Annotated in this window: 12 protein-coding genes; 6 read left to right on the top strand and 6 right to left on the bottom strand. The window is 60.5% G+C overall.

Features of this window, described 5'->3' with window-relative positions:
• Nucleotides 1-6 precede the first annotated feature (6 nt).
• Together AC07OV_RS11205 and gcvA are read right to left on the bottom strand one after the other, a co-directional pair.
• Nucleotides 7-531 carry a winged helix-turn-helix transcriptional regulator gene (locus tag AC07OV_RS11205; protein ID WP_495092244.1) on the bottom strand — a complete coding sequence of 175 codons (525 nt, stop codon included), beginning with the start codon at nt 529-531 and terminating at the stop codon, nt 7-9.
• A gap of 175 nt (nt 532-706) precedes the next feature.
• A complete protein-coding gene (gene gcvA, locus AC07OV_RS11200; RefSeq protein WP_178911828.1) occupies nt 707-1636 on the bottom strand; it encodes a transcriptional regulator GcvA in 930 nt (309 codons plus the stop codon).
• A gap of 197 nt (nt 1637-1833) precedes the next feature.
• Between gcvA and AC07OV_RS11195 the strand changes: the two genes are divergently transcribed.
• The 6 genes from AC07OV_RS11195 to AC07OV_RS11170 all read left to right on the top strand — a co-directional run bounded on the left by AC07OV_RS11195 (nt 1834) and on the right by AC07OV_RS11170 (nt 7337).
• On the top strand, nt 1834-2607 hold the full coding sequence (locus AC07OV_RS11195) for an SDR family NAD(P)-dependent oxidoreductase (protein WP_495092243.1): 774 nt from the start codon (nt 1834-1836) through the stop codon (nt 2605-2607).
• 91 nt (nt 2608-2698) lie between these two features.
• Nucleotides 2699-3040, top strand: a complete 342-nt coding sequence (locus tag AC07OV_RS11190; protein WP_494997001.1) for a carboxymuconolactone decarboxylase family protein — start codon at nt 2699-2701, stop codon at nt 3038-3040.
• A 70-nt stretch (nt 3041-3110) separates the two neighbouring features.
• Nucleotides 3111-3779, top strand: coding sequence for a cupin domain-containing protein (locus AC07OV_RS11185; protein WP_495092242.1), 669 nt, complete (start codon nt 3111-3113; stop codon nt 3777-3779).
• A gap of 2 nt (nt 3780-3781) precedes the next feature.
• Nucleotides 3782-4939: a flavin monoamine oxidase family protein gene (locus AC07OV_RS11180; protein ID WP_494996984.1), complete on the top strand. Its 1158-nt coding sequence runs from the start codon at nt 3782-3784 to the stop codon at nt 4937-4939.
• An 83-nt stretch (nt 4940-5022) separates the two neighbouring features.
• Nucleotides 5023-6108, top strand: a complete 1086-nt coding sequence (locus AC07OV_RS11175) for an alcohol dehydrogenase (RefSeq protein WP_494996985.1) — start codon at nt 5023-5025, stop codon at nt 6106-6108.
• Nucleotides 6105-7337, top strand: coding sequence for an MFS transporter (locus tag AC07OV_RS11170; protein ID WP_494996986.1), 1233 nt, complete (start codon nt 6105-6107; stop codon nt 7335-7337). The genes AC07OV_RS11175 and AC07OV_RS11170 overlap by 4 nt, the downstream gene beginning before the upstream one ends.
• A gap of 224 nt (nt 7338-7561) precedes the next feature.
• Here AC07OV_RS11170 and AC07OV_RS11165 read toward each other — a convergent pair whose 3' ends face one another.
• From AC07OV_RS11165 to AC07OV_RS11150, 4 genes are all read right to left on the bottom strand, one after another.
• On the bottom strand, nt 7562-8455 hold the full coding sequence (locus AC07OV_RS11165; protein ID WP_101270021.1) for a LysR family transcriptional regulator: 894 nt from the start codon (nt 8453-8455) through the stop codon (nt 7562-7564).
• A gap of 81 nt (nt 8456-8536) precedes the next feature.
• Entirely contained in the window at nt 8537-9589 is a 1053-nt protein-coding gene (locus AC07OV_RS11160; RefSeq protein WP_495092241.1) for an alpha/beta hydrolase, read from the bottom strand.
• A 47-nt stretch (nt 9590-9636) separates the two neighbouring features.
• Nucleotides 9637-10581, bottom strand: a complete 945-nt coding sequence (locus AC07OV_RS11155) for an alpha/beta hydrolase (RefSeq protein ID WP_176332055.1) — start codon at nt 10579-10581, stop codon at nt 9637-9639.
• Between the two features lie 121 nt (nt 10582-10702).
• The gene (locus tag AC07OV_RS11150) at nt 10703-11476 is read right to left on the bottom strand and encodes a carboxymuconolactone decarboxylase family protein (RefSeq protein ID WP_101273790.1); all 774 of its coding nucleotides are present in this window, start codon (nt 11474-11476) and stop codon (nt 10703-10705) included.
• Nucleotides 11477-11649: the final 173 nt, after the last annotated feature.

Raw genomic sequence — 11649 nt, 5'->3', positions numbered from 1 at the left:
TCAAAATTAGTGGGGGAAGGGGCTGACCAATTGATCTTTGTCGGCATAGGCGCGGCCGGTTCGCGCGCGCCATAGCGTCAACGTCTCGGCATCGGCGGCAACATGCACTCGGTGGCCATCGCGGGTGATGGGTTTGCCAGTGTTGGTGTCCATTAACCCCAGTGCCACGGGGCGCCCAGTGGCTTCGTCGGCGAGAAACACCTTGTTCGAGCCCTCTGCATGCCGCGCACCCCAGGCCATCAGCGTGAGGATGACTTGCCGCAGGTCCCGGCCGGATTCGGTGAGGTGGTACTCATGGCGCGGCGGGTTGTTCTGGTACGAGTGCCGCTCCAGCAACCCGTTGGCCACCAACGTGTTCAAGCGGCGGGTCAGCGTGTTTGAAGCGATGCCGAGGCTGGCAAGAAACTCATCGAAGCGGCGCAATCCGTAGAACGCGTCCCTCAGGATCAACAGGCTCCAGCCATCACCAATGTGCTCTAGAGCACGGGCGACCGGACAAGGCATGGACTGAAAACTGGCTTTCTTCATCATGATCACCCGCACCAAATGAACAATATTACATTCATAATATTGCATGGTGACTTTCATAATGAAAGCTACTTTAGAAATTATTTGTTACGTTGGGCTGGGTAGGGGCGCTTGGCCCTAAAACGAAAGGAAACGAAGTCGTGCCGTATGGAAGGCACGCGGACCCCGGAAATCATCTTCAAAGCTCGTGATTTACCGTCTGTTGTGCCTCTGCCAACAACCAGTCCCGAAATGTCGCCAACTTGGGCAAGCTCGCACACTCAGGTCGATAAACGACGTAGTAGGCCAGCTCCGATGCAACACTGATGTCTGGAAACAACCGCACCAACCGTCCGCTTGCCAGGTCGTCGTGGGCCATGACGCTGCGTGCAAGTGCGACGCCGTGCCCCTCAACCGCAGCCTGCAACACGGCGGCGGAATTGTTGATTTGCATGCCCCGCATGGAGCGGGTGTCTTTCGCCCCGGCTTTCTGCATCCAGGTTTCCCAGCTTGGAAAACCGGTATGGCTATCCATTGAGAGGTCGTGAATCAACATCTCCTGCGCCAAGTCATTGGGCTTTTGCAAACGCGAGTGCTCGCGCAGCAATTGTGGTGAGCACACCGGATAGACCTCTTCATCCATCAGTTTTTCGGCGCTCAACCCTGGCCACCGCCCCGTGCCATAACGCACACCGATATCGATCCGCTGCGCGACGAAATCCACCGGTTTGAGGTTGGTATCCAGGCGCACGTCTGTTTCGGGGCAAACCGCCTGGAAGCGCTCGATGCGAGGCAGCAGCCATTTGGCGGCAAACGCCGGGCTCACGGCCACGGTCAATACGCCGGTGATCGAACTTTCCCGCAGTCGCTCCATCCCCAGCGTCAGCCTGTCGAAACCTGCGCGGATGTCGGGCAGCGCGCGCTCGGCCACTTCCGTAGGCACAAGCCTTGCCCGGCCACTGTTGCCGCGCACAAACAGTGGGCTACCGAGCCATTCCTCCAGCGTGCGTACCAACTGACCGACCGCCGCGGGTGTGACGTTGAGTTCGACCGCCGCCGCAGAAAAGCTCTGATGGCGGGCGCTGGCCTCGAAGGCGCGCAGGGCGTTCAGATGGACCGGTGATTTCACGGTGATAAAGTTTTTCTTTCAGGGATTGACACTTTATCTCGTTTGTCTGCAGCCGTGAAGAAGAGAAAAATCACCTCCATGCCAGCTAATCATCTGTTTGATGGGTGAGGGCATAGGCTCGTGAATACCATTGAAACCAATAGTTTTTCTTCCACTTAAGTCCTGCCAGGCGGCGGGCGCACAGAGAGAATTTCAAGATGAGCAATCAATTCAAGGGCAAGAAACTGCTGGTTGTCGGTGGCACCAGCGGCATGGGCCTGCAGACGGCGCGCACCGTACTGGCCGAGGGCGGCAGCGTGGTCATCGTGGGCAACCACCCGGAAAAAACTGAAGAAGCCCGCAGGGAATTAGCTGAACTGGGCCAGGTGTGGGCACTGACCGCCGACCTGTCCAACGACGCCGCCGTCGCTTCGCTAATCAAAACCCTGGACGAGCAGCATTCGGATATCGACCTGCTGGTCAACGCCGCAGGCGTGTTCTTCCCCAAGCCATTCCTGGAGCATTCGCAAGCTGACTACGCCCAGTACATGTCGATCAACAAAGCGACCTTCTTCATCACGCAAAAGGTTGCCGCCAACCTGGTCGCCAAAAACCGCCCGGGCGCGATCGTGAACATTGGTTCTATGTGGGGCAAACAGGCGATCGCAGCCACACCGTCGTCGGCGTACTCGATGGCCAAGGCGGGCCTGCACTCACTGACCCAACACTTGGCGATGGAACTAGGCAGCAAGAACATCCGTGTTAACGCGGTGTCGCCTGCCGTAGTACAGACCCCTATCTACGAAGGCTTCATTCCTAAAGCCGAAGTGCACAGTGCGCTGCAAGGCTTTAATAGCTTCCACCCGATTGGCCGTGTGGGCACGCCTCAGGACGTGGTCGAAGTGGTTGCCTTCCTCCTCTCGGACAAGGCGGGTTGGGTCACTGGCGCGGTCTGGGACGTCGATGGCGGTGTGATGGCCGGCCGTAACTGACCTGCGCGGCTACAAGCGTTGCTGACGTACTGAGTTCCTTGCCAGGCGTGACCCCACACCTGGCTTCAATCTGTTTTGGAGAAAGACCATGATGCAAGACTGGAATGGCTACCGTGACTCCCTGATGGAGCGTGTGGGTGACTACGCCAAACAAAGCCCCGACGTAATGCGTGGCCTGGTGATGATCGACAACTCGGCTGTCAAAACGGGGCATCTGGAGCCGAAGATCCACGAACTGATCGCATTGGCGGTGGCTGTGACCACGCGCTGCGACGGGTGTATTTCCGTTCACACTAAGAAGGCGGTCGAGCACGGTGCCACGCTTGAAGAAATCACCGAGGCCCTCGGTGTGGCGATTGCCCTTAACGCGGGTGCTGCACTCACGTACTCGGCACGCGTCGTCGAGGCCTATCAACAGTTGCCCACTCAGTAAACCCTATCGATAAGGACCGCCCCCCCACGGACGGGGTGGCCGGTGTCTTTGTCTCATTTGGATAACCCTCATGCTGATCAATGCCGATTTCACGCGCCGCGCCATCGTTGCGTCCCAGCAGTGCCAATGGGTAGCTTCACCCCAGGATGGCGTCGAGCGCGTGATGCTGGATCGCGTGGGCGCGGAAAAAGCCCGCGCCACCAGCCTTGTGCGGTATGCCTCTGACTCCAGTTTTCCTCGCCATCCCCATCCCGGGGGAGAGGAGATTCTCGTGTTGTCGGGGACCTTCTCCGACGGGAGTGGGGACTACCCGGAAGGCTGGTATTTGCGCAATCCTCCCGGCTCCAGCCACCAACCCTCCAGTGCCGAGGGTGCCGTCATTTTCGTCAAGCTTCAACAAATGCGGGGAAGCGAGCAGCGCCCTGTGCGCATTGATACCCGTGACCCTGCCGCGTGGAGTCGGGAGGGCCAGCGCGAGGTTTGCGCATTGTTCTGTGATGAAACGGAGCAGGTCTCTCTGCAACGTCTGGCACCGCATGACGCGGTTTTCAAGACGCCGCCTGATGGCGCTGAACTGCTGGTGCTGACAGGCCACGTGACGCTGGAGGGGCAGATCTACGAGCGCGGCAGTTGGCTGCGCCTGCCCGCTGGCCAGTCTGCGAGTCTCCACGCTGGCGACAAAGGCGCCACCGTGTACCTCAAAACGGGCCACCTGCCCGATGTAGCAACAGGGGAATGACCATGTACACGGTACGCATCGCTGTCATTGGCGGCGGTTTGAGCGGTCTGTACGCCGCGAACCTGCTGGAGCGCCAGGGCATCACGAATTATGTGTTGCTGGAGGGGAGGGAGGTCCTCGGCGGTCGTATCGGGTCTATCGACGCCACCGGCCAGGCCGTCACCCACACTGCCGCCAATACCCACGCAATCGACCGCTTCGACTTGGGCCCCACCTGGTTCTGGCCTGGTTACCAACGGGAGCTTGACCGGCTGGTGGATGCCTTGGGCCTGGAGCGGTTCGAGCAATTCGAGGAGGGCAACATGGTGGTGGAGCGTTCACCCCAGGAGCCCCCTGTGCGCATGCGTGGCTACGTGAACTCGCCCGCGTCCATGCGTCTGGTCGGTGGAATGGGGAGCTTGATCGAAGCACTGCGCGACAAACTGAGCCCAGCAAATATCATCATGGGCCACGCGGTGCGCCGACTTCGCAAGCACGACGGCCACATCGAGCTCGAAAGCGTAGACGCCACTGGCGATGTCAGTGCCTGGCAGGCCGAGCATGTCTTGCTGGCGCTGCCGCCTCGTTTGGTGGAAAGCACCATCGTCTTTGAACCGGCCTTGCCGGCAGCGCTGGTCCGGGAATGGCGTGAGACGGCGACGTGGATGGCGCCCCAAGCCAAGTATGTCGCCATTTATGACACGCCGTTCTGGCGCGAGCAGGGCTTGTCCGGGGAAGGCCGCAGTGCCCGTGGGCCGATGGGGGAAATCCATGACGCCTCCATGCCGGGTGGCAGCGCGGCGCTGTTTGGCTTCCTGGGTGTGCCGGCGCACGCGCGTAGCACGGTCTCCGAAGAGGTATTGCGCAGACATTGCCGTGCGCAACTCGTCCGGATGTTTGGCCCTCTGGCGGCTACACCTAAAGCCGAGGCCATCAAGGACTGGGCGCAAGACCCGTTCACGGCCACTGCTGTCGATGTCAATGCGCCGGCCCAGCATGCCCGGGCGCCCTCAGCTAAGGCAAATTCGGGACCTTGGCAGGGGGGCCTGACAGGTATCGCCAGCGAGTGGTCGCCGCAGTTTTCGGGCTATTTGGCCGGGGCCGTCGAGGCCGCTGGCCTGGGCGTGAAGGCGTTGGTTGAACGTGCTGCTGCGCCTGCGTTGAATTCTTCGAAGCGTTGACCTGAGATCGCAAGGCAAGGCCGCATTCGCCGTTGCTTCGGACCGACGCGTTGCCGTTTTTCATCTTTTTAGGAGTGAGGGCTATGAACGCTACATACCGTGCCATGCAAGTCACCCGACCGGGTTTTCTGGAGCTGGTTAACCGTCCAACAGCAGTGCCTGGTATTGGGCAGGTACTGATTGCGGTGGAGGCCTGCGGTATTTGTGGCGCCGATGTGGGTGACATCGAAGGGGCAGACCCTGCTCTGCAGCCGCCGCGCGTGCCAGGCCATGAGGTGGTCGGCCGTATCGCGGCGCTAGGCAAGCATGTTCCGTCTCTTTGGAAGGTCGGTCAGCGTGTCGGCGTGGGTCGCCTGGGCGGGCCTTGCGGCGAATGTGTGCAATGCCGCCAGGGGCACTTTCAGTTGTGCCAACACCAGCCCTTCGTCGGCGCTACCTGCGATGGTGGTTATGCCGAAATGATGCTGGCACGAGCCTCAGGGCTAGTGTCGATTCCTGACGAACTCCTTGCCGAGGAAGCCGCGCCGTTGCTCTGCGCCGGTCTCGCCACGTTCAATGCACTGAAGAAATGCGGCGCCCAGGCGGGCGATACGGTTGCCATCTTCGGTATTGGCGGTCTGGGGCACATGGCCTTGCAGTACGCGCGCCGCATGGGCTTTCGCGTGGTTGCCATCGGGCGCGGCAGTGATATCGCCGAGGACGCACTCAACTTGGGTGCCCATGTCTACATCGACACTCATACGGAAGACGCGGCGGCGACACTCAAGCAAATGGGGGGCGTGCAGGCCATCGTGAGCACGATCAATGCCCCTGCCGCCGTGTCGACGCTCATCGCAGGGCTCGCGCCACAAGGCCGTCTTGTGCTGCTGGGCGCGGGCAAGGACCCGTTGCCGGTGTCTGCCGGCCACCTGGTCGTGGGTGAGCGCAGCCTGCTGGGCTCGATCACCGGCTCACCCTATGAAAACGAAAAGACCCTCGATTTCAGCGTGCTGGTCGGTGTGCGCTCAAGGATCGAAGTGATACCGTTCGAACAAGCCAATGAAGCCTACCAACGGATGAAATCCGGCGACGTCAAATTCCGCATGGTATTGACCCTCGCAGGTGATCACGCCATTGCGCGTCCATCGACGCGCGATGATGACCGTGAGATGGGCACTCGACACCCATGAAGAACCACAACCTCAACACAGCGCCACCCGCCGGCCCACCCTCTTTGCTGCCGGAGCGCGTGCAACGCTCGAACATAGGTCGACTGTCCATCGCTCAGGCGCTGGCGGGGGCGAATGCCGTGGTGATTTACGCCACGGGAGCGATTGTGGGCAGCACGCTCGCTCCTGCACCTGCGCTGGCAACGTTGCCCATTTCCATCTTCGTGGTAGGCATGGCGGCGTGTATTTTCCCGATGGGCGCTCTGGCACGCCGGTATGGGCGGCGCGCTGCGTTTCTGGCAGGCGCGGGCGCGGGTGTACTCACGGGGTTATTGGCGATGCTCGCCGTCATTGTCGGTTCATTCTGGTTGTTTTGCCTGGCGACGTTCTTGGGCGGGAGCTACGCGGCAGTTGTGTTGTCGTTCCGCTTCGCGGCCGCCGACGGTGTCGAGCCATTACGACGTGCACGGGCTCTGTCGCTTGTCATGGCGGGGGGCGTGCTCGCGGGGGTGGTGGGGCCCCAGTTGGTGACCTGGACGATGGACATTTGGCCGCTGTACCCGTTCGCCCCCACCTTTATGGTGCAAGCCGCCGTCGCGGCGATCTCAGCACTCATCCTGCTGGGTGTGAAGCTGCCGATGCCGACGGCTGAAGAGCTTGGAGGAGGGCGCCCACTCGGGCTGATTGCGCGGCAGCCGCGCTTCATCGCTGCGGCGACCTGCGGTGCAGTGTCCTACATGCTGATGAATTTCCTGATGACGGCAGCGCCGCTGGCCATGCACCTCTTCGGGCATTCGCAGGCCTCGGCCAACCTGGGGCTGCAATGGCACGTCATCGCAATGTACGCGCCCAGCTTCTTCACCGGCCACCTCATCACACGGTTCGGCGCCGTTGGCGTTGCAGTGGCCGGCCTGGCGTTAACCGGGCTGTCTGCCGCAGTCGGACTTGGCGGGATCGAGGTGATGCATTTTGACGGGTCGCTGATCCTGCTGGGGCTGGGTTGGAATTTCGGTTTCCTTGGCGCGTCCGCATTGGTGCTGGAATGCCATCGGCCCGAAGAGAAGGCACGCGTTCAATCGCTCAATGATTTCATCGTGTTCGGCGTGATGGCGATAGGGTCTTTTTCGTCGGGCGGGTTGCTGTCGGCTTATGGCTGGAACACGGTGTTGTGGGTGTCGTTTTTACCGCTTGTTTTGGCTGCCGTCGCGCTGGCACTGACTGTCCCCAAGTACATGAGTCTTTCGGTTTGATCTGAAGGGGCAAGATGCGCTAGCCACTCGAGTGCATTGACGGCCTCAAACATAGAAGAGGTACGCGCGTGGAAACAACGGATAGCTGTCGTCGTCGGATACAAACATTCAGGTTGAATCGCCCCATTGCAGCCGGTCGCTTCCGGCTGCAACCGATCAAAAGCATTAGCTCATTCACGGGTTTGTGGGGCGGATGAAGCTCATGCGCCTTGAAGGTCGATGACTCAGTGCTTGTAGAGTAACGCCTCAACTACAACGCCAAACGCTGACGAATGTTCACGGCGATTGGGGTAGTAGAGATGGTAGCCGGCAAAGGGTTGGCACCAATCTTCCAACACCCGCACAAGGCTACCGTCGCCAAGCTCCTTCGCCACCATGTCCTCTGGCAGGAAAGCCAAGCCACATCCCGCCACGGCCGCACGCAGAATTGGCACGCTGCTGTTGAATGTCCATTGGCCTTCGACGCGAGCTTTGAGTTCGTGGCCATCCTTTTCGAAATCCCATTGCATCAGGCTGCCGTGAGTCGGCAGGCGCAGGTTGATGCAGTTGTGTGCCGCCAGATCTCCCGGTTCCATCGGGTAAGGCCGATGCCGGAAATACTGAGGCGAGCCGACAACTGCAATACGCAAGGATGGACCGATCGGCACGGCGATCATGTCCTTGGCCACCTGTTCACCCAGGCGCACACCTGCGTCATAACGCTGCGCGACGATGTCGGAGAGGGCGTAGTCGACGGTGATTTCGACCTTGATGTCCGGGTAGTCGGGCAACACCTTCAGCAGCTTCGGCCAGAGGATATTGTTGGCTGCATGTTCGGACGCCGAGATCCGCACGTTGCCGGCCGGCGTGTCGCGAAACTCACTGACAGCAGCCAGTTCCAGTTCGATCTCATCGAAGCGCGGCGCCATCGACTGATACAAGCGCTGGCCGGCCTCGGTCGGCGAAACGCTGCGTGTGGTTCGCGTCAACAGGCGCACGCCCAGCCGAGTTTCTAGGGCGCGCATGGTGTGACTCAGCGCCGACTGCGAAACGCCCAGTTGCGCGGCAGCACGGGTAAAACTGCCTTCGCGGGTGATGACCACGAAGGCTTGCAGGTCGTTGAGATTGGGGCGGGACATTGATGAGTATCTCTCATGAGGAGCGCGTGATTATTCCATGAAAGCAGGTCGCGCGCGGATGCGCGACCCTTGGCGCGCTGATCACAAGGTGCGTGCGTAAAAATCCGTCAGTTTGCCGATCGCCGCATCGACATAACGCGGCACCCAGTAGGTTTCGATGTGTGTGGCGCCATCGAGGATGAACACTTCCTTGTCAGTGGTGCCGATGGCTTTCGGGAACGCATCCTGGGTCATGTACAGGCTGTCGGCCTTGCTGCCGGCGATCATCAGCAAGGGTTGATTGATCAACTCGATATGGTCGGTGGCGTCGAAACGCATAAGGTCAATAAGGCTGCTGGTGGTGTATTTGAAGGTCGAGTTCGGGTGCGCGTGGGTTTTCCAGTAGTACTCATAACCTTGGCGATACAGTTCGAAAGGCAGTTCGGCAATCTGCTCGTCGGTGAGGTTGGCATCCCCCGAATACAGCACTGCGCCCCCCGCTGCCTCTTGCGCGCGCGCTACTGATGCCTGTTGCAAACGTTGCTGAATGCTGTCCATTTGCGAGTCGTTGTAGCCGTTGCGGCGTACTCGACCCGAGTTGAACATGCTCACCGTCGCCAGGGATTTGAAGCGTTTGTCGGTTTGCGCCGCCGCCAACGAATAACCACCGCCGCCACAAATGCCGAGCAGGCCCAGGCGGTTGTCATCCACACCAGCGAACTGGCTGATGAAATCGGCCATGCCGTGAATGTCTTCGATGCGATACGCCGGTTTATCGATGCTGCGCGGCTGACCACCGCTGGCGCCCTGATAGGCCGCATCGGCCGTGATGGTGATGTAGCCCTGTTCGGCGAGGCGCTGGGCATACAGACCGGCGACTTGCTCTTTTACGCCGCCATTCGGATGCGCAACCACCACGGTCGGGTAGTTCTTCTTCGCGTCGTAGTTGGCAGGAGTGTAGACGTTGGCGGCGATGTCCAGACCGTTGAGCTTATAGCTGACCGGGTGAATGTTGACCTTGCCCGGTTCGTTGCGGGTGATCGCGCCGTCGTAGGCGAGGGTGAACGGGTTCTTCTTGTAGTCGGCGGCCAAGGCTTCGCCTGCCGAGAGGCCGACCAATGCCGACATGAACGTGGCTTTGAGAATGTTCTTCACGTGAAGCTCCTGAGCAAAAAAAGGCGGCAGTTGCAAAAGTATTTGGGTCAGTCCAGCTGTTTTTCTTTGAGGAACTGCGCGACCAGGTCAGCGATCTGCACGTTGTTCAGATCCGACATAGGGAAATGGGTGTTGCCGTGAATGCCAATCTCCGGCAGGTGTATCAGTCGCACATCACCGCCATGGCGATTGACCGCGTCACGCCAGAGCCGGGCCATTTTCAGGCGTGCGCGCCAACTGTCCTGAGCGGGCAGATCGACTGCCTGTTCCGGGATGTTGTCGCCGTACAGGATCAGAATCGGAATACGCGTCAGTGCCATGAATTGCTCCATCGGCACCTCTGCGCCTTGGACCGTGTCGAACGCACTGGGGATCGGCGCCGGCACCTCACCGTCAGCAAACACGAAACTGCTGCCCGGTTCGAACGCCACGATGGCTTTGACCTTGTCGTTCTTGATAGCCGTCAACCAGCCCGGCCCGCCACCCTGAGAATGCGTAAACAGGATGCCGGGGCCGATTTTGTCGAACAGCGCCGACACACCATCGGAGACCACGCCCATGTCAAACGGCCCGGTGTTCGGCGTCATTGCCCTGAAAAACTGCTCGCGGGTCTGGGCATCCTGTGCCACTTGCACGCCGTTGAAGTAGCGGGGCCAAAGGCCGATGCGGAACTGGTTGAACCACAGTTGTTCGTCCGGCACAGGCTTGATGGTGGTCTCGACCATGCTGCGCCCGGCATCACCACGCCGGGGCTGATCGATCACATAGACGCCGTAGTGGCGGCGCAGAAAGATGTTCTGAAAACCCTCACGACCATCGGCGGTGGTTTCCCAGGTTTTGGAAAACTGACCCGCGCCGTGCCACATGACGATGGGCAGTTTTCGCGCGTCCACCGGGATTTGATAGAAGGCGTAGGCGTGGTCACCGTGGTAGGTCTGGCCGTTGGGCGTCATCGGTTGGCGCGGGTTGAAGGTGCCCGGTGCCGTGGTCATCGTTCCGCCTGCGGCGAAGCTGCCTTGTTTCTGGATCAGCAGCGGGCCTTCGGGGTGGTTCGCGCAGGCCGCCAACAGGCTCAACAGCGTGACGCTCAGCAAATGTTTTGCAGTTCTCATGTCATTTCCTCGAAGCCGTGAGGGCTTGGACCAGCGCTGCGTTGGCCCGCTCGGCGGTCTGTGCATCGCCATGCTTTTTCAGCAGCTCGGTGACTTGGTGCAACTGTGCCGCACTGAGCCCGACGCGCAGGCTCGCTGCCATGTGCGAGCGCAACTGCGGCTCGACCCCCGGCGTTGCTGCCAGGGCCCCGACAGTTGCCAGTTCACGGCTTTGCCAGTCGAGGTTGTCGCGCTCGAAGATGTCGCCGAACAGGTGGGTTTGCAGGAAGCGGTTGATCACCGGAGCGAACTCGAACACCGGGCCTTTGACCGGGGCGCCGGAAATCTTGGTTTGATTCGCCGTGCCCGCGGCCAGCAGCTCATCCCCGACCGGAATCGCCCGGCTCGGCTCACGCCCCGGCGCATCTTCGATGCCGCGTTGTTTGCGCGCCTGCACCACGGTCATCAATTCATTCAAGGCGTTGAGGCTGCGTGGGAAGCCGACGTAGGCGTAAAGCTGCACGAGAACTTCGCGGGTTTCGCTAATGGTCAGGCCGGCATCAAGCCCTTGGTTGAGCGCCGTGTTGAGGTTGGGCATGTCGCTGGTCGCCATGAACGCCGCGATCAGTGGAATGGCTTGTTGCTGGCTCGACAAGCTGGCTGCGCTGGCAAGTGTGTTGGTCATGGTCTGCGATGCCTCGGCTGCTTGAATGGGAACGCTGAAGATCGCCGCAACGCCCAGACAAAGCGCGATAAATGCGGGGAGGGCGGTGCGGTTGCGTACTTCAGTGGTCATCATGAAAGGCTCCGTCCATTGCAGGTCACTGCGAGGTGTGGCTGGATCGTACGGAGGATGTTTGTGGCGATTAACCCCGAAAAGGCGCATGGACTCCTGAGTAAAACTCATGAGTCGACGTTGCCAAAACTGCTGAAAACCTCGCGCGAACCCGCTGTTACGGGGCCTGGAGG

The organism is Pseudomonas sp. GW821-FHT09A09 (genome assembly GCF_059418405.1).
This window is presented reverse-complemented; position numbering and strand designations above follow the sequence as displayed.